Raw genomic sequence first — 18,435 nt, forward strand, 5'->3', positions numbered from 1 at the left:
ACGGCGAAGCCTCGAGCCACGGCAAAGCCTCGAGCGCGGGGGAGCCGAGGTCCCCGACGCGCGGGCGACGGACTGTTACCTTCCGAGCGCCCGCTTCCCCAGCCTGCGAGGTCGTCATGGCCGAGCCGCCTCACGGCTCCACCACGCCGGAGCACCCCGGCCCGCCTCCCACGCCCCGGCGTGGCCGCCGGCGCCGGCTCCGGCCGCGACGCCGGGCCGCAGGCCTCCGCGGCACCATCGGGGTGACCCTGATGGGCGCCGTGGTGCCCGGCTCGGGCCTGGTGTGGACCGGCCGCCGGCTGCTCGGGCTCCTGGTCCTGGTGCCCTTCCTGCTGGCCACGGCGTACGCCGCGGGGACGGCCAGCAGGGTCGCCGACCTGCGCACCCTCGTCGACCTGGCCATGGACCCCGCGCGGCTCAAGACCTTCGCCGCTGTCGCCGTGCTCGCGCTGGTGCTCTGGGCGGGCGCCGTGTGGTTGACCTACCACCACGCCCGACCGGTACGCCGCACGCGCGCGGCCACCGTGGCCGGCAACGCGTTCGTGCTGCTGCTGGTCGTGGTCGTCGGCGCACCCCTGGGGCTGGCCGCGCGCTACGCCACGGTGCAGGCCGACCTCGTCGAGACCGTCTTCGAGGAGGCGCCGCTCAGCGCCACGATCCCGCGCGACGTCACCGAGGCCGACCCGTGGGGCGGGCGGGACCGGGTCAACGTGCTGCTGCTCGGCGGCGACGGCTCCGACTCGCGCGCCGGGGTGCGCACCGACAGCCTGATCCTGGCGAGCATCGAGACCGCGACGGGCAAGACCGTGCTGTTCTCGCTGCCGCGCAACCTGATGCGCGCCCAGTTCCCCGAGGACAGCGCGCTGCACGACCTCTACCCCGACGGGTTCACCGGCGAGGGCGACCCGGCGGCGTACATGCTCAACGCCGTCTACGGACAGGTCCCGCTGCTGCACCCGGGCGTGCTCGGCGCCAGCGCCGCCGAGGGGGCCGACGAGGGCGCCGACGCGCTGAAGCTCGCGGTGGCCGGCTCGCTCGGGATCGACGTCGACTACTACGTGCTGGTCAACCTGCGCGGCTTCGAGCAGGTGGTCGACGCGATCGGCGGCATCACCGTCGACGTCAACGAGCCGGTGGCCATCAACGGCAACACCGACGCCGGCATCGAGCCCACGGCCTGGATCGAGCCGGGCCCCGACCAGCACCTCGACGACTTCCACGCGCTGTGGTTCGCCCGCGGCCGCTACGGCTCCGACGACTACCGGCGCATGGAGCGCCAGCGCTGCGCGGTCGACGCGATCATCGAGGCGGCCGACCCGATGACGCTGCTGCGCCGCTACACCGGTCTGGCCGAGGCCGGCATGGACATCGTGACCACGGACATCCCGCGCGAGCTGCTGCCGGATCTGGTCGGGCTGGGGCTGCGGATGAAGGACGCGAAGGTCCGCTCCGTGGTCTTCAGGCCCTCGGAGCGCTTCTCCTCCGCGGACCCCGACTACGAGCACGTGCGGGCCATGGTGGCGCGTGCCATCGACCCGCCCGAGCGCGCGGTGCGCAAGGCCGATCCCGACCGTGCCCGGGGCACCGAGGGGTCGTGCGCCTGGACCGGGGAGGACGCCGACGTCGTGGACGCCGGCGTCGGCTCGTCGGCGCCGGGGACGGGCTGACTCAGCCGCCGAGCGAGCGGTACCACTCCTGGTAGACCGACAGCGCTCCCCGGCCTCGGGCGAGCGCCTCCTCGGTGGAGGGCAGCAGGTCGGCGGCACCGCCCACCGACCCGGTGTCGGCCACGGCCTCCAGCCGGCGCACCGCCTCGCCCGCGTAGACGACGCCCAGGTTGAGCGCGCCGCCGGCCAGCTTGTGCGAGACCTGGCGCAACGCGTCGGCGTCGCCGGCGTCGACGGCCGCGCTCATCGCCTCCATCGCCTCGGCGCAGTTGCGCTCGAAGTTCGCGATGGCGCGGTCGAGGTAGTCGGTGTTGTCCTCGTCGAGCTCGCGCAGCATCTCGAGCCGGTCGAGGTCGAGACCGGCCAGGGCCGGGTCGTCCGTGGGCGGGACGGGCTCGGGCATGGGTATCTCCTCGTGGTGGGGCTGGGGCTCGTCGTCGGGACCGGCAGGGGGCCCCGGGGCGTCGAGCCACCGGGCCAGGGTCTCGGTGAGGGCGGCGGGGTCGACGGGCTTGGTCAGGTAGTCGTCCATGCCGGCCTCGGCACAGCGCTCGCGCTCACCCTCCACGGCCGCCGCGGTCATGGCGATGACCGGCAGCCGGGCGGAGCCGGCGGCCGCCTCCGCGGCCCGGATGGCACGCGTCGCGGCGTACCCGTCGAGCACCGGCATCTGCACGTCCATCAGCACCGCGTCCCAACCGCCACGGGCAACCGACTCGACAGCGGCCCGCCCGTCGTCGACGGTCGCATGGTCGTAGCCCAGGTGCTCCAGGAGCCCGGCGGCGACCATCTGGTTGACGGGGTTGTCCTCGACCACCAGCACGCGGTGCGCACGACGAGCCGGAGGCGCGGACGCGGCGAGCGTGGTCGCGCTCGACAGGTGCTCGACCAGCGTGCTGCGCAGCACGCCCGCGGGCACCGGCTTGACCAGGTAGTCGTCGAGCCCGGCGCTGCGCACCTCGACGTCGTCCAGGTGGGTCATCGAGGTGAGCATCAGCAGCACGGTCGTGCCGTGCGCGGGGTCGGCCCGCAGCGTGCGGGCCAGGTCGAGGCCGTCGCGCCGAGGCATCGCCATGTCGAGCAGCACCGCGGCGTACGCCGCCGCGCGATCCTCGCCGGCCTCCCGGTCGTTGCGGGCGACGGCGGCCAGCGCCTCGTCGACCGAGGTCGTGACGTCGACCTCGAGGCCCCACCAGCCGAGCTGCTCGACCAGGATCATCCGGTTGGCGGGGTTGTCGTCGACGACGAGCACGCGGCGTCCGGCGAGCAGCGAGCGTGCCTGCTCGTCGGCGACGTCGACCACGTCGCCGGCCGGCAGGGCCAGCGGGACCTCCGCGGTGAAGACGGCGCCGCCGCCGGGGTTGGGCCGGTGGGCCAGGGTCCCGCCCAGGGCCTGGACGATCTCGTGGGAGATCGCCAGCCCGAGGCCGGTGCCGCCGTAGACGCGCGTGGTGGAGGCGTCGGCCTGGGTGAAGGGGTCGAAGAGGCCGGCGACCTTCTCCGGAGGCACTCCGATGCCGGTGTCGGTGACGGAGACGACCAGGGTGGTGCCGGCGTCGGGGGCGGGGCGCGCGCCGGCCTCGACGTCGACCCGCCCGTGGTCGGTGAACTTGACGGCGTTGGAGACGAGGTTGGTCAGCACCTGGGCGAGGCGGGTGGGGTCGCCGGCCAGCACCCGGGGCACCTCGGCCGCGCACGAGAGCGTCAGCTCGATGCCCTTGGCGCGTGCCTGTGCCGCGAGCACCCCGACGACCTGGTCGAGGACGGGGCGCACCTCGAAGTCGAGGACCTCGAGCTCGAGACGGCCGGCCTCGATCTTGGAGAAGTCGAGGATGTCGTTGATGACTCCCAGCAGTGCCCGGCTGGCGACCTGCACGCCCGCCGCGAGGCGCTGCTGCTCACCGGTGAGCGTGGTGCGCAGCAGCAGGTCGTTGAGGCCGATCACCCCGTTGAGCGGGGTGCGGATCTCGTGGCTCATGGTCGCCAGGAACTCCGACTTCTGCCGCGAGGCGTCCATCGCCTGGTCGCGTGCCTCGGCCAGCTCCTGGTGCACCTGCTCGCGCCAGGCCACCCGGCCCATCTGCTCGGCCACGTGCCCCACCATCTGCTCGATCATGGCGTGGCGGTAGAGCGGCGGGTCGGAGGTGAGGGTCAGCACCGCCCGGACCTCGTCGAGCACCATGACGGGGAAGGCGATCGTCAGACGTGCCTCGTCCCAGCGGGTCTCCCTGGCCGTCAGCACCGAGCGGGCCAGCGCCAGCTCGGCGTCGGCCGTGGCCGGGTCGGCGTCGTCCTCGGCCGCGCTCCGGGGGTCGACGTACAGCGGCTGCAGCACTCCCTCGGCATCGATCGTGAACGCCCGCGCACGCGACCAGTCGTCGTGCAGCAGGACCAGGTCGCGGGCCTGGCGCAGCAGGCTGTCCAGGGTCTCGGCGTCGTTGGCGGCCGTCGCCACGGTCTGCATCAGGGTGTTCTGGGCCGCCTGGTCGGCCAGCGCGAGCTCGGTCTGCTTGGTCTCCGTGACGTCCTGCAGCGTGCCGACCATGCGCGGGTGGTGGGGGTCGGGCTGCAGCACGCCGCGAGCGCGGGCCCACCGCCACTCCTCGTTGGCCAGGACCTGCACGGTGACGTCCAGCGTGCTGCCGTCGGCGAGGCTGCCGGCCACCAGCTGGCGCACCAGGTCGCGGTCGTCGGGATGGACCTTCTCGACGAAGCGCTCCAGGGTCCAGGCCTCCGTGGTGGTGTCGACCCCGAAGAGCCGGTCGATCTGCTCCGACCCGATGATCGCGCCCGCGGTGAGGTCCCAGGTCCAGGCTCCGATGCGGGCGATCTCCTGGGTCTCCTCGAGGCGCTGCCGGCTCTCCTCGTGGGCCAGCGCCGCCGCGCGCCGGTCGTCGTAGTCGCTGAAGGTCAGCTGCAGCGCGGTGGGCCGGCCCTCCTCGTCGAGCACCGGGCACTCGCGCACCAGCACCCAGGTGACGCCGCCGTCGTGGCGCACGAGCTGCACCTCGACGGCGTCGTGGTTGACGTGTCCCTCTCGCACCCGGGCGAGGTGCGCCTCGAGCTGGGGGCGGCCGACCTCGTCGAGGCTGTCCTGCATGGGGACGTGCTGCATGCGGTCGTGCGGCACGCCGTACAGGTGCGCCATGGCCGGGTTGGCGTAGATGGTGCGTCCGGTCAGGTCGATGACCCAGATGCCGTCCGGCGAGCGCTCGACGATGTCGCGGTACATCCCACCTGCCGTCATCACACCTCCGCCCCGCCCCACGATAGGGCCTCGGGGCCTGCCGCGCTGTCAGATCCGGCGCGCGCCGGAGATGAGGAACCCGCCGTCCGGCTGCTCCTGCAGGGTGAGCTCGATGGTCTCGGTCACGGTGCCCGAGCCGGCACGGGTGTAGGTGTAGGTGTAGGTGGCCGTCCCGGCCCCGGGGTCCGCACCCTCCATCGTGAAGTCGCTGACCTCGCGCACGCTGCCCCAGAAGCCGGTGTAGCCCCGCAGCCGGCCGCTCTCGCGCTGGTAGGCGGGGGTGAGCATCGCGTAGCCGGCGTCCGGGTCGGCCGCGGCGGTGCGCACGTAGTCGGCGGCGAACTCCTCGATGTCCTCGGCGGTGGGGCCCTGGGTCGGCGAGGGGTCCTCGGTCGGGCTGCTCGAGGTCGGTCCCGGGCTCGTCCCCGCTGCGGTGGGTGCCTCGTCGCCGGGGTCGCGTCCCTGGCCGACGGCGAAGGCGATGACCACGAGCACGACCAGCAACGCGGCACCCAGCGCCACCGGCGCCAGCGCTCCCCGTCGACGGCGCTGCGACGCACCACCGGCGCTCGCCGGCGGCGACGCGGAGGACGGTGCGGGGATGACCGTGGGCTGCACCCCGGTGTTGAGGGGGGCGATCTCCTCCATCGACCGGGTGTCGTCACCGCTCGGCAGCGCAGGGAGGGGCTCGGCGGCCCCCGGGCCCTGCAGCAGCACGTCGCGCACGGTGGCCATGTCCCAGCGCTGCTCGGGGTCGCGGCACATCGTGGCCCGCAGCAGCGGCCCGAGCCATCCCGGCTCGTCGACGCGCGGGGGCTCCTCGTGCACGATGCGGTAGAGCGCTCCGAGCACGTTATCGCTCACCTCGTACGGCGGGTGGCCGGCCAGGGCGTGGAAGAGCGACGCGCCCAGCGACCACACGTCGCTGCGTGCCGTGGCCGTGGCTCCCGAGGCGACCTCGGGGGCCAGGTAGGCGGGCGACCCGGTCACCAGCCCGGTCTGGGTCAGGGACGGGTCGGTCTCGGCGCGGGCGATGCCGAAGTCGGAGAGCTTCACCTGGCCGTCGGCGGTGACCAGCATGTTGGACGGCTTGACGTCGCGGTGCACGATCCCGGCCTCGTGGGCGGCGGCGAGCGCTTCGGCCGCCTGCCCCAGCAGCTGCGCGGCCCGGTCGGGGGACAGGGGCCCCTCGGCGCGCAGGTAGCCCGAGAGGTTGGTGCCGTCGACGTGCTCCATCACCAGGTACTGCTGGCCGTCCTCCTCGACGAGGTCGTAGACGGCCACGACGTGGGGGTGGCTCAGCCGCGCGGCCAGCCGGGCCTCGCGCTCGGCCCGCTCCGCGCGCTCGCGGTCGTCGGGGTCCTGGCCGGGGACGGCACCGAGGCGCTTGAGTGCCACCGGCCGGCCGAGCATCTCGTCGCGACCGAGCCACACCGCGCCCATCCCGCCGCGCCCGATCTCCCGCTCGAGCGTGTACCTGCCCGCGATCACGCCTGCTCGACCTCCATGCGCACGAGGATAGGGCGTCGGGCAGCGACGCCCCCGCGCCGACGGGTCGTGAACCCGGTGGGCGTCCCGATCGACGATGAGGCAGGCTTGGCGTCGTCCGGCGGACTGCGTTGTCCGCGCCCCGCAGCGGAGAAGGCACCAGACGTGAGCATCGACCCCACCCTCCTCGACGACCTCGAGTGGCGCGGCCTCGTCGCCCACTCGACGGACCGCGACGCGCTGCGCGCCGCGCTCGTGGAGGGCAGCGTCCGCTACTACGTCGGCTTCGACCCCACCGCGCCGAGCCTGCACATGGGCAACCTGCTGCAGATCGTCACGGCGATGCGCCTGCAGCGTGGCGGCCACACGCCGTTCGTGCTCGTCGGCGGCTCGACCGGCATGATCGGCGACCCCCGCGACTCCGGCGAGCGCACGCTCAACACGCTCGAGACCGTGGCCGAGTGGGTCGAACGCATCCGCCACCAGGTGGAGCCGTTCCTCTCCTTCGAGGGCGAGAACGCCGCCACCATGGTCAACAACCTCGACTGGACCGCCGGTGTCTCCGCGATCGACTTCCTGCGCGACATCGGCAAGCACTTCCCGGTCAACCGGATGCTGGCCCGCGACGTGGTGCGCAACCGGCTCGACGACGGCATCAGCTACACCGAGTTCTCCTACATCCTGCTGCAGTCCATGGACTACCTGCACCTGCACCGCGAGCACGGCGTCTCCCTCCAGCTCGGCGGCTCCGACCAGTGGGGCAACATCACCGGCGGCGTCGAGCTGGTGCGTCGCGCCGACGGGGAGCGGGTGCACGCCTTCGTCACCCCGCTGGTGACCCGGGCCGACGGCACCAAGTACGGCAAGAGCGAGGGCGGCGCACTGTGGCTGGACCCCGAGATGCTCTCGCCCTACGCCTTCTACCAGTTCTGGCTCAACGTCGAGGACGAGAAGGTCGGCGAGCTGCTGCGGTTGTTCACCTTCCTCGACCGGGCGCGGATCGAGGAGCTCGAGGCCGCGCACGCCGAGAAGCCGTTCCTGCGCGCGGGCCAGAAGGCGCTGGCCGAGGAGATGACCACGCTGGTGCACGGGGCCCAGGAGACGGCCCGCATCCAGGCGGCCTCCGCCGCGCTGTTCGGCGGGGGGGACATGGCCGAGCTGAGCCCCGACACCCTGGGCGCGGCACTGCGCGAGACGGGGGTGCTGCGTCTGGAGTCGGCGGGCGGGCTGCCCTCGGTCGTCGACCTGCTCGTCGAGACCGGGCTGGCCAAGAGCAAGGGCGACGCCCGGCGCACGGTGGCGGAGGGCGGTGCCTACCTCAACAACGTGCGTGTGGAGGACCCCGACCGGGTGCCGGGCGCCGACGACCTGCTCGGCGGCACCTGGCTGGTGCTGCGCAAGGGCAAGAAGAGCTTCAAGGGCGTCGAGGTCGTCTGAGGTGGGCGACGCGCGCGGCGGCAGCTGGTTGAGCGGGCTCGGTGCCCGCGCGGCGGGGTCGATGGCCCTGCCCCTGCGCGAGTACGTCGAGCACGGCGCCGGCGCCGGTGTCACCGCCGGCGAGGCAGCGGCGGGCTGGGGCCGGCTGCGCCTGCGACCGCACGTGCTGCGCGACGTCACCTCCGTCGACCCCACGGTCGAGCTGCTCGGCTGCTCCAGCCGGGTGCCGTGGGGCGTGGCCCCGACCTCCCTGCAGCGGGCCGTGCACCCCGACGGCGAGCTGGCCACCGCGCGGGCCTCGGCGGCGGCCGGCGCGGTCATGGTGGTCTCGAGCAACGCCGGCAGCACGTTCGACGACATCGCCGCGACCGGGGTCACCTGGTGGTTGCAGGTCTACCTGCCCTCCGACCGCACCCTGGCCGGTCCCTTGCTGGACCGGGCGGTCGCTGCCGGTGCGACGGCCGTCGTCCTGACGGTCGACACCCCCGTGGTGGCGACGTGGCACCCCTCGGAGGCACTCATCTGGGACCTGGCCGACCCGGCCTGGACCCGGGTCAACTTCGACCCGGGCTACGACGACCAGCCCGGCTCCGAGAAGGCGCTCGACCTCGGTCCCCACGACATCGACTGGCTGCGTGAGCGCACCGGGCTGCCCGTCGTGGTCAAGGGCGTGCTGCGCGGCGACGATGCGCGGCGGTGCGTGCAGGCCGGCGCCGCAGGAGTGTGGGTGTCGACGCACGGCGGCCGCCAGCTCGACCGCAGCCTGAGCACCGCGGCGGCCCTGCCCGAGGTGCGCCGCGCCGTCGGCGCCGATGCCGAGGTCTACGTCGACGGGGGAGTGCGCAGCGGGCTCGACGTCGTGACCGCGCTCGCGGCCGGCGCCGACGCCGTCTTCGTGGGCCGGCCCGTCCTGCACGCCCTGGTCGAGGGGGAGGCCGGGGTGGCCCGCTGGCACGCCGCCCTCCTCACCGAGACCGTGGAGGCCCTGCGCCTGGCCGGCTGCCGTACGCCCGCGGACACCCGGGACCTGCTGGCCGATGACGCGGACGAGGGGCCATACCCAGTCTGACCTGCACAAACGCGGATGTGCTCCGGGTCACCCCAACTCGATTTGTCGTGTGGCAGCCGTTCGCCTAATGTTTTCCATGTCGCCAGGGAGCGGCGGGGAGCAAGGCCGGTCTGGCCGGGCTCCCGGCCCCAGGACGACCACAGCTCCACATCGCGGTCTGCCGCGCTGCGGAGCGCAGAGCCCCGCCGCTGGTGCCGAGAGGTGCTGGGACGGTGTGCGTCTGATTCTTGAGAACTCAACAGTGTGTCATAGTCGACGAATTAGTTTGTTATGCCCCGTTGATCATGGATGTCCTTTCGGGGGTTGATGTGGTTGATGGTTTCTTTGGTAAGACGATGATTCTGGCAATTGTCAGTTTTGTTCTCTTGTCAGGCATCTCTTTTTCTGCGCTGACCTTTTTGGTTGGTGTGGTGTTGTTTTTCAACGGAGAGTTTGATCCTGGCTCAGGACGAACGCTGGCGGCGTGCTTAACACATGCAAGTCGAGCGGTAAGGCCCTTCGGGGTACACGAGCGGCGAACGGGTGAGTAACACGTGAGTAATCTGCCCTTCACTTCGGGATAAGCCTCGGAAACGGGGTCTAATACCGGATATGACCACTTCACGCATGTGATGGTGGTGGAAAGTTTTTCGGTGGGGGATGTGCTCGCGGCCTATCAGCTTGTTGGTGGGGTAATGGCCTACCAAGGCTTCGACGGGTAGCCGGCCTGAGAGGGTGACCGGCCACACTGGGACTGAGACACGGCCCAGACTCCTACGGGAGGCAGCAGTGGGGAATATTGGACAATGGGCGGAAGCCTGATCCAGCAACGCCGCGTGAGGGATGACGGCCTTCGGGTTGTAAACCTCTTTCAGTAGGGACGAAGCGCAAGTGACGGTACCTACAGAAGAAGCACCGGCCAACTACGTGCCAGCAGCCGCGGTAATACGTAGGGTGCGAGCGTTGTCCGGAATTATTGGGCGTAAAGGGCTCGTAGGCGGTTTGTCGCGTCGGGAGTGAAAACACTGGGCTTAACTCAGTGCTTGCTTCCGATACGGGCAGACTAGAGGTATTCAGGGGAGAACGGAATTCCTGGTGTAGCGGTGAAATGCGCAGATATCAGGAGGAACACCGGTGGCGAAGGCGGTTCTCTGGGAATTACCTGACGCTGAGGAGCGAAAGTGTGGGGAGCGAACAGGATTAGATACCCTGGTAGTCCACACCGTAAACGTTGGGCGCTAGGTGTGGGGTCCATTCCACGGATTCCGTGCCGCAGCTAACGCATTAAGCGCCCCGCCTGGGGAGTACGGCCGCAAGGCTAAAACTCAAAGGAATTGACGGGGGCCCGCACAAGCGGCGGAGCATGCGGATTAATTCGATGCAACGCGAAGAACCTTACCTGGGTTTGACATACACCGGAAAGCTGCAGAGATGTAGCCCCTTTTAGTCGGTGTACAGGTGGTGCATGGCTGTCGTCAGCTCGTGTCGTGAGATGTTGGGTTAAGTCCCGCAACGAGCGCAACCCTCGTCCTATGTTGCCAGCACGTCCTTCGGGATGGTGGGGACTCATAGGAGACTGCCGGGGTCAACTCGGAGGAAGGTGGGGATGACGTCAAGTCATCATGCCCCTTATGTCCAGGGCTTCACGCATGCTACAATGGCCGGTACAAAGGGCTGCGATCCCGTGAGGGGGAGCGAATCCCAAAAAGCCGGTCTCAGTTCGGATTGGGGTCTGCAACTCGACCCCATGAAGTCGGAGTCGCTAGTAATCGCAGATCAGCAACGCTGCGGTGAATACGTTCCCGGGCCTTGTACACACCGCCCGTCACGTCACGAAAGTCGGCAACACCCGAAGCCGGTGGCCTAACCCCTTGTGGGAGGGAGCCGTCGAAGGTGGGGCTGGCGATTGGGACGAAGTCGTAACAAGGTAGCCGTACCGGAAGGTGCGGCTGGATCACCTCCTTTCTAAGGAGCACACGCCCCGATGCCAGACGCCTGTTCTGGTACGTATGGTGGTGTTCACTAGTGGAATCGTCGATGATGCTTCGCCCCTGTGGGCGGGGTCTTCTCAGTACTACTCGTACACGCGCTCTTTGAGTGGGTGTGGGGGTGTGGAACCTGGAGGCTCTCGTTTGTTGGGGTGGGGTTGGCACACTGTTGAGCTTTGAGGGATCAGGTGACTGGTCTGCTCGATGCCTCCTGGTATCCCAGGTCCACCGGATGGTGGGGCTGGGGGCTTGGTGGGCTGGTTGTTTGTGAATTGGATAGTGGACGCGAGCATCTGACGCGACAGTACGCATCTGCCTCTTGTGTGGGGTGGGTGTGGGTGTCGTGTCTTTCTAGATGTAATTAATTCTAGTCTTTGTAGTTTTTGTTGAGTGTTTGTGAGACAAGCTATGAAGGGCACATGGTGGATGCCTTGGCATCAAGAGCCGATGAAGGACGTAGGAGCCTGCGATAAGCCCTGGGGAGTTGGCAACCAAGCTGTGATCCGGGGGTGTCCGAATGGGGAAACCCAGCTGGAGTCATGTCCAGTTACCCGCGCCTGAATATATAGGGTGTGTGGAGGGAACGTGGGGAAGTGAAACATCTCAGTACCCACAGGAAGAGAAAACAATAGTGATTCCGAGAGTAGTGGCGAGCGAAATCGGATGAGGCCAAACCACGTACATGTGATACCCGGCAGGGGTTGTGTATGTGGGGTTGTGGGATCGCATGGGTGGGTCTGCCGGCCTACCACACAGTAAGAAACTCGTGATGAAGTTGAAGTCCGCTGGAAAGTGGCGCCGTAGAGGGTGATAGCCCCGTAAGTGTAAGTCGCGAGCTGTGATGCGCATATCCCAAGTAACACGGAACCCCTGAAATTCCGTGTGAATCTGGCGGGACCACCCGTTAAGCCTAAATACTCCTTGATGACCGATAGCGGACAAGTACCGTGAGGGAAAGGTGAAAAGTACCCCTGGCGGGGAGTGAAATAGTACCTGAAACCGTGTGCCTACAATCCGTCGGAGCCTTGCTCACACTTGTGTGACGGGGTGACGGCGTGCCTTTTGAAGAATGAGCCTGCGAGTTTGCGTTGTGTTGCGAGGTTAACCCGTGTGGGGAAGCCGTAGCGAAAGCGAGTCCGAATAGGGCTACTTAGTAGCACGATCAAGACCCGAAGCGAAGTGATCTATCCATGGGCAGGTTGAAGCGCGGGTAAGACCGCGTGGAGGACCGAACCCACTTAGGTTGAAAACTGAGGGGATGACCTGTGGATAGGGGTGAAAGGCCAATCAAACTTCGTGATAGCTGGTTCTCCCCGAAATGCATTTAGGTGCAGCGTTGCGTGTTTCTTGCCGGAGGTAGAGCACTGGATAGCCGATGGGCCCGACCAGGTTACTGACGTTAACCAAACTCCGAATGCCGGTAAGTGAGAGCGCAGCAGTGAGACTGCGGGGGATAAGCTCCGTAGTCGAGAGGGAAACAGCCCAGACCATCAGCTAAGGCCCCTAAGCGGTGACTAAGTGGAAAAGGATGTGGAGTCGCACTGACAACCAGGAGGTTGGCTTGGAAGCAGCCACCCTTGAAAGAGTGCGTAATAGCTCACTGGTCAAGTGATTCCGCGCCGACAATGTAGCGGGGCTCAAGTCATCCGCCGAAGCTATGGCATTCACATAAGCCCAGCACCCACTTGATGGGTGTTCAGGTGTGTGGATGGGTAGGGGAGCGTCGTGTCGCGAGTGAAGCGCCGGAGTGATCCAGGTGTGGATGCGACACGAGTGAGAATGCAGGCATGAGTAGCGAATCACGTGTGAGAAACACGTGCGCCGAATGATCAAGGGTTCCAGGGTCAAGCTAATCTGCCCTGGGTAAGTCGGGACCTAAGGCGAGGCCGACAGGCGTAGTCGATGGACAACGGGTTGATATTCCCGTACCGGCAAAGTAGCGCCCATGACGAACCTGGTGATGCTAACCATCTGAAACATCCGTGATCGGACCCTTCGGGGCGAGACGCGGGTGCGTAGCGTGGGACCCGAACTGGTAGTAGTCAAGCGATGGGGTGACGCAGGAAGGTAGTCCAACCGTACCGATGGTTGTGTACGGCTAAGCATGTAGGGCGAGATCTAGGCAAATCCGGATCTCTGACTTCGATGTCGGGCTTGAGATGTGATGGGGACCCCGTTGGGGGGAAGTGGATGATCCTATGCTGTCGAGAAAAACCTCTAGCGAGCTATGCGCCGCCCGTACCCCAAACCGACTCAGGTGATCAGGTAGAGAATACTAAGGCGATCGAGCGAACCACGGTTAAGGAACTCGGCAAAATGCCCCCGTAACTTCGGGAGAAGGGGGGCCCGGAACGTGAACACCCTTGCGGTGGGAGCGGGAAGGGCCGCAGAGACCAGGCCCAAGCGACTGTTTACTAAAAACACAGGTCCGTGCGAAGTTGTAAGACGATGTATACGGACTGACTCCTGCCCGGTGCTGGAAGGTTAAGAGGACCTGTTAGGTAGCAATACCGAAGCGGAGAATTTAAGCCCCAGTAAACGGCGGTGGTAACTATAACCATCCTAAGGTAGCGAAATTCCTTGTCGGGTAAGTTCCGACCTGCACGAATGGAGTAACGACTTGGGCGCTGTCTCAACCGTGGACTCGGCGAAATTGCACTACGAGTAAAGATGCTCGTTACGCGCGGCAGGACGGAAAGACCCCGGGACCTTTACTATAGTTTGGTATTGGTGTTTGGTTCGGCTTGTGTAGGATAGGTGGGAGACTGTGAAGCATTCACGCCAGTGAGTGTGGAGTCATCGTTGAAATACCACTCTGGTCGTACTAGATGTCTAACCTAGGTCCGTTATCCGGATCAGGGACAGTGCCTGATGGGTAGTTTAACTGGGGCGGTTGCCTCCTAAAGAGTAACGGAGGCGCTCAAAGGTTCCCTCAGCCTGGTTGGCAATCAGGTGGCGAGTGTAAGTGCACAAGGGAGCTTGACTGTGAGACAGACATGTCGAGCAGGGACGAAAGTCGGAACTAGTGATCCGGCGTCGGCATGTGGAAGCGACGTCGCTCAACGGATAAAAGGTACCCCGGGGATAACAGGCTGATCTTCCCCAAGAGTCCATATCGACGGGATGGTTTGGCACCTCGATGTCGGCTCGTCGCATCCTGGGGCTGGAGTAGGTCCCAAGGGTTGGGCTGTTCGCCCATTAAAGCGGCACGCGAGCTGGGTTTAGAACGTCGTGAGACAGTTCGGTCCCTATCCGCCGCGCGCGCAGGAAACTTGAGAAAGGCTGTCCCTAGTACGAGAGGACCGGGATGGACGAACCTCTGGTGTGCCAGTTGTCCCGCCAGGGGCACGGCTGGTTAGCTACGTTCGGAAGTGATAACCGCTGAATGCATCTAAGCGGGAAGCACGTTTCAAGATGAGGTTTCCCACCGGGTCAACCGGGTAAGGCCCCCAGCAGAACACTGGGTTGATAGGCCGGAGGTGTACAGCAGCAATGCCTAGCCGACCGGTACTAATAGGCCGAGGGCTTGTCCCACAACCACTCAGCTGAACCTACAAGGTGAGCTGCTCGCGTCCACGAATCCACACACACAAACCACGACACATGACACATCCACATGTGAATAATGGCTTGGCACACACCACCACCCAGTGAACATCAACCTGGGTGTGTGTGCCGCAAGAGTTACGGCGGCCATAGCGAAAGGGAAACACCCGGTCCCATCCCGAACCCGGAAGTTAAGCCTTTCAGCGCCGATGGTACTGCAACCGAGAGGTTGTGGGAGAGTAGGACGCCGCCGGACATACACTCCGTAGGGGCCACCGCAAGGTGGCCCCTACGTGCATTTACCCCTGACCAGCAGGTCGACGAAGGAGCATCCCGTGGCTGAGCAGCGACGCAACCAGCGCCCCACCGGCGCTCGCCCCTCGGGTGGGCGTCCCACCGGCGGGGGCCGTCCGTCCTCGGGCAGGTCTTCGGAGGGTCGCCCCGAGCGCGGCGGACGCTCGGACTCGCGCGACTCCCGTGACTCCCGCGGTGACCGCGACTCCCGCGGTGGACGCGGTGGCCAGTCCCGCGACCGCAAGTCCGGGCCCCGTGGGGCCGGAAGCGGCCGCTCGGTCGAGAAGGAGGCACCCCGTTCCGCCGACCAGGCGGTCTACGACGGCCCCGAGCTGCCCGACGACATCACCGGCAAGGAGCTCGACCGCTCGGTCATCGCCCAGCTCAAGGGCTTGCCCGAGAAGCTGGCGGCCCGGGTGGCACGCCACCTCGCGGCGGCAGGGGCCCTCATCGACGAGGACCCCGAGACCGCCTACCAGCACACCCTGGCCGCGCGTGCGCGCGCGCCTCGGTTGGCCGTGGTGCGCGAGGCCGCCGGCGAGGCGGCGTACGCAGCGGGTCACTACGCCGAGGCGCTGGCCGACCTGCGGGCCGCGAAGCGGATGAACGGCGCGACCGCGTACCTGCCGATCATCGCGGACTGCCACCGCGCGCTGGGACAGCCCGATCAGGCGCTCAAGCTCGCCAAGAGCCCGTCGGTGGCCAACTTCGAGGCCGAGGCGAAGGCCGAGATGACCATCGTCGAGGCCGGAGCCCGTCGTGACATGGGCCAGATGGACGCCGCCCTGCGGACCCTCGAGCTGGCGCCGCTGCTCTCGAAGAGCCGCGCTCCCTGGGTCGTGCGGCTGCGCTACGCCTACGCCGACACCCTCGAGTCCGCCGGTCGGACCACCGACGCACTGGCGTGGTTCCACCGCACCGACGCCATCGACGCCGACGAGATCACCGACGCCGCCGAGCGCGCAGCCATCCTCGAGAAGGCCGAGCGGGGCTGACCCGACGGGGACCGCACCCGGTCGCTGCGTCAGGGGGTGAGGATCGCGAGGACGGCCTCGGTGCCCGCCTCGCGCTTGCCCCACCTGGGGCCCTCGCGGAAGGCGATCGCCGGTCGGTCCAGGTAGAGCGCTCCCGGCTCCTCGCCCACGACGCGCACCACGATCGAGTCGCCCGGGCCCAGCGTGGCTCCCGCGGGGTCCAGCAGGGCACGGCAGAACGGCTCGGGGTCGCTGGTGACTCCCACCGAGCCGCCGCGGCACAGGAGCGGTTCGAGGGTGACGGCGACCGTCGCGTCGGCGCGCAGGTGCACCCCGTCGACGTGCAGCTCGCGGTCGAAGTCGGCGCCGGCGCTCCAGACCCCCACGTAGACGGGCCTGCCTGCCGCGGTGACCGCCGTGACGTGGCCGTCGCGGGTGGGCAGTGCCGCCGGGTTGGTGACGAACCACCAGGCGAACAGGAGCGCACCCGCGGTGGCCAGACCAGCGACCGCACGTCGCACGAGCCTCCCGGGCGCGACCCCGAGACCGTGACCGGGGCTCTGTTGCGACATGGCAGGAGCGTAGGGCATGGGGAGCCGGCGTCTCGTGGGGGAGAACGTGTTCTCGTTCCGGGGTCCGCCGCTGGCATGATGGGCCGATGAGCGCTCCTGTGACACTGGACAGACCTGCCCTCGAGGGCAGCGTGGCCGTGCGGGACGGTCGCCGGCTCAGCTTCGCCGAGTACGGCGCACCACGGGGCAGGGCCGTGGTCTGGATGCACGGGACTCCTGGAGCCCGTCGCCAGGTGCCGGTGGAGGCCCGTCGCCTGGCTCTCGAGCAGGGCGTGCGGATCATCGGTGTCGACCGCCCGGGGATCGGTTCCTCGACGCCGCACGTCTACCGCGACCTGCTCGACTGGACCCACGACCTGGAGCACCTGCTCGACGCGCTGGGTGTGGAGGCCACCCACCTCGTCGGGCTCTCCGGGGGAGGCCCCTACGTGCTCGCCGCGGGGGCCGCGCTGCCCGGGCGGGTGCACGGCATCGCGGTGCTCGGCGGAGTGGCCCCCACGGTGGGGCCGGACGCCGCCGAGGGCGGGGCGATCAGCCTGGCGGTGCGCCTGGCTCCGCTGCTCGCGCTGGGGCGCGTGCCGCTGGGCGTCGCCCTCAACCAGCTCGTGCGGCTCGCCAAGCCGGTGGCGGGGTCCTTCCTCGACCTGTACGCCGCCGTGCAGCCCCCCGGCGACAAGACCCTGCTGTCGCGACCGGAGTTCCGGGCGATGTTCGTCGACGACCTGCTCAACGGCAACCGCTTCCAGTCCACGGCGCCGATCAGCGACCTGCTGCTCTTCTGCCGCGACTGGGGCTTCGCACCTGCCGACGTGCGGGTGCCGGTGCGGTGGTGGCACGGCGACGACGACCACATCGTGCCGCTGCGCCACGGCCGGCACGTCGTCGACCGGCTCCCCGACGCCGAGCTGACGGTCATCGAGGGCGAGAGCCACCTCGGAGGCCTCGGGGTGGTCGAGGAGGTCTTGGGGACCCTGCTGGATCTCGGCCCGCGCCGTGGCGCCGGTGCGGCCGCACCGGCCTGAGGACAGCCGGCGACACGGGCCCGCGGGACTGGTGCTCGGCCGCATCATGGGCCACAATGGTCGCAAACCACATATGTGTCACTCGATCCTTCGAGACTCCTGACGAGACCGCTGGGGAAGGCGTACCTCGCGCCGGAGATGAAGGAGGTCACGGTGACCGCAACGACTGCCACCCGCACCGCGACGAGGGGCGTGCTCTACGTCCATTCAGCACCCTCCGCGCTGTGCCCCCACATCGAGTGGGCCGTGGGCGGTGTGCTCGGCATGCCCGTGAGCCTCGACTGGACGCCCCAGCCGGCGCAGAGCGGCAGCTACCGAGCCGAGTTGTCCTGGACCGGCGCGGTGGGCTCCGCCGCCGCCACCGCCTCGGCGCTGCGCGGCTGGAACCACCTGCGCTTCGAGATCACCGAGGAGCCCAGCCCCGGTGTCGAGGGCACCCGCTACTCCTACACCCCCGACCTCGGCGTCTACCACGCCGTGACCGGGATGCACGGCGACATCATGATCCCCGAGGACCGGCTCAAGGCCGCGGTGGTCAAGGCCGCGCTCGGTGACACGACGCTGCTGGTCGAGATCGACAAGCTGCTCGGCAAGCCCTGGGACGACGAGCTCGAGACCTTCCGCCACGCGGGCGACGGTGCGCCGGTGCGCTGGCTGCACCAGGTCGTCTGAGCCGGCCGCTCAGCGTCGGCGCAGGCGGAACCTGGACCTGTCGGCCCAGCCGTCGTGCGTGGTGAAGCCGACGTAGTAGGTCAGCTTCGCGCGGATCTTGTACTTGCCCGGACGTGTCGAGGTGCTGCAGAACTCGAAGGTGTCGCGCCCCTTGCGGCGGTCGGACCCGCTGTGCAGCGCGCCCGAGGCCACGCTCTTGCCGCCGGGGCCGACCAGGAAGGTCTCCAGCCCCCACGCCTGGTCGCTCGGCGGGCTCACCCGGTAGCGGTAGGCGTAGGACCGGCAACCGGGCCGCAGCACCTGGTCCTTGGCCCAGGTGCGGGCATGCTCCGACGCGTCGTGCGCGTCCGTGCCGGTGTGCGCCGCGGCCGGCGTCACCGCCCCGGCGAGCAGCCCGGCGGTGAGCAGGGCCGCCGAGGCGGCTGCGAGCGGTGCGGTGAGGCGGCGGGTGCGGGTCGTCATGCGGTCCTCCACGAGAGA

General features: G+C 68.3%; 10 protein-coding genes and 3 rRNA genes. 9 read left to right on the forward strand and 4 right to left on the reverse strand.

Going from position 1 to position 18,435, the window contains the following annotated elements:
• The first annotated feature begins 116 nt into the window (after positions 1-116).
• Complete coding sequence (locus tag JOE61_RS19435; protein WP_193667313.1) at positions 117-1,667, forward strand: LCP family protein; 1,551 nt, start codon at positions 117-119, stop codon at positions 1,665-1,667.
• 1 nt (position 1,668) lies between these two features.
• Here the strand turns inward: JOE61_RS19435 and JOE61_RS19440 are convergent, their stop codons facing one another.
• Positions 1,669-4,914, reverse strand: coding sequence for a response regulator (locus JOE61_RS19440; RefSeq protein WP_193667312.1), 3,246 nt, complete (start codon positions 4,912-4,914; stop codon positions 1,669-1,671).
• Between the two features lie 48 nt (positions 4,915-4,962).
• Entirely contained in the window at positions 4,963-6,405 is a 1,443-nt protein-coding gene (locus JOE61_RS19445; protein WP_193667311.1) for a serine/threonine-protein kinase, read from the reverse strand.
• Between the two features lie 162 nt (positions 6,406-6,567).
• Here JOE61_RS19445 and tyrS point away from each other — a divergent pair, with 162 nt between their 5' ends.
• From tyrS to JOE61_RS19475, 6 genes are all read left to right on the forward strand, one after another.
• Entirely contained in the window at positions 6,568-7,839 is a 1,272-nt protein-coding gene (gene tyrS / locus JOE61_RS19450; protein WP_307823109.1) for a tyrosine--tRNA ligase, read from the forward strand.
• 1 nt (position 7,840) lies between these two features.
• Entirely contained in the window at positions 7,841-8,908 is a 1,068-nt protein-coding gene (locus JOE61_RS19455; RefSeq protein ID WP_204797319.1) for an alpha-hydroxy acid oxidase, read from the forward strand.
• Between the two features lie 420 nt (positions 8,909-9,328).
• Positions 9,329-10,852 (forward strand): 16S ribosomal RNA (locus JOE61_RS19460).
• Positions 10,853-11,274: 422 nt separating this feature from the next.
• Positions 11,275-14,409: ribosomal RNA gene (locus JOE61_RS19465) — 23S ribosomal RNA — on the forward strand.
• 151 nt (positions 14,410-14,560) lie between these two features.
• A 5S ribosomal RNA gene (gene rrf / locus JOE61_RS19470) occupies positions 14,561-14,677 on the forward strand.
• Together the 16S, 23S and 5S rRNA genes form the textbook arrangement of a ribosomal RNA operon.
• A 79-nt stretch (positions 14,678-14,756) precedes the next feature.
• Complete coding sequence (locus JOE61_RS19475; RefSeq protein ID WP_193670222.1) at positions 14,757-15,710, forward strand: tetratricopeptide repeat protein; 954 nt, start codon at positions 14,757-14,759, stop codon at positions 15,708-15,710.
• Positions 15,711-15,739: 29 nt separating this feature from the next.
• Here the strand turns inward: JOE61_RS19475 and JOE61_RS19480 are convergent, their stop codons facing one another.
• Entirely contained in the window at positions 15,740-16,261 is a 522-nt protein-coding gene (locus tag JOE61_RS19480; protein WP_193670223.1) for a hypothetical protein, read from the reverse strand.
• An 86-nt stretch (positions 16,262-16,347) separates the two neighbouring features.
• On the opposite strand from JOE61_RS19480, the gene JOE61_RS19485 reads away from it, so the two are divergent.
• A complete protein-coding gene (locus JOE61_RS19485; protein ID WP_193670224.1) occupies positions 16,348-17,283 on the forward strand; it encodes an alpha/beta fold hydrolase in 936 nt (311 codons plus the stop codon).
• A gap of 138 nt (positions 17,284-17,421) precedes the next feature.
• Positions 17,422-17,955, forward strand: a complete 534-nt coding sequence (locus tag JOE61_RS19490) for a DUF3145 domain-containing protein (protein WP_193670225.1) — start codon at positions 17,422-17,424, stop codon at positions 17,953-17,955.
• Positions 17,956-17,964: 9 nt separating this feature from the next.
• Here JOE61_RS19490 and JOE61_RS19495 read toward each other — a convergent pair whose 3' ends face one another.
• Positions 17,965-18,417: a hypothetical protein gene (locus JOE61_RS19495; RefSeq protein WP_193670226.1), complete on the reverse strand. Its 453-nt coding sequence runs from the start codon at positions 18,415-18,417 to the stop codon at positions 17,965-17,967.
• Positions 18,418-18,435 lie beyond the last annotated feature (18 nt).

This window comes from Nocardioides salarius, assembly GCF_016907435.1.
Lineage (GTDB): Bacteria > Actinomycetota > Actinomycetes > Propionibacteriales > Nocardioidaceae > Nocardioides > Nocardioides salarius.

Bases quoted from the DNA above. Each gene is read 5' to 3' on its own strand.
- JOE61_RS19435 (WP_193667313.1), top strand. From the start codon at position 117: ATGGCCGAGCCGCCTCACGGCTCCACCACGCCGGAGCACCCCGGCCCG.
- JOE61_RS19440 (WP_193667312.1), bottom strand. From the start codon at position 4,914: ATGACGGCAGGTGGGATGTACCGCGACATCGTCGAGCGCTCGCCGGAC.
- JOE61_RS19480 (WP_193670223.1), bottom strand. From the start codon at position 16,261: ATGTCGCAACAGAGCCCCGGTCACGGTCTCGGGGTCGCGCCCGGGAGG.
- JOE61_RS19485 (WP_193670224.1), top strand. From the start codon at position 16,348: ATGAGCGCTCCTGTGACACTGGACAGACCTGCCCTCGAGGGCAGCGTG.
- JOE61_RS19490 (WP_193670225.1), top strand. From the start codon at position 17,422: ATGAAGGAGGTCACGGTGACCGCAACGACTGCCACCCGCACCGCGACG.
- JOE61_RS19495 (WP_193670226.1), bottom strand. From the start codon at position 18,417: ATGACGACCCGCACCCGCCGCCTCACCGCACCGCTCGCAGCCGCCTCG.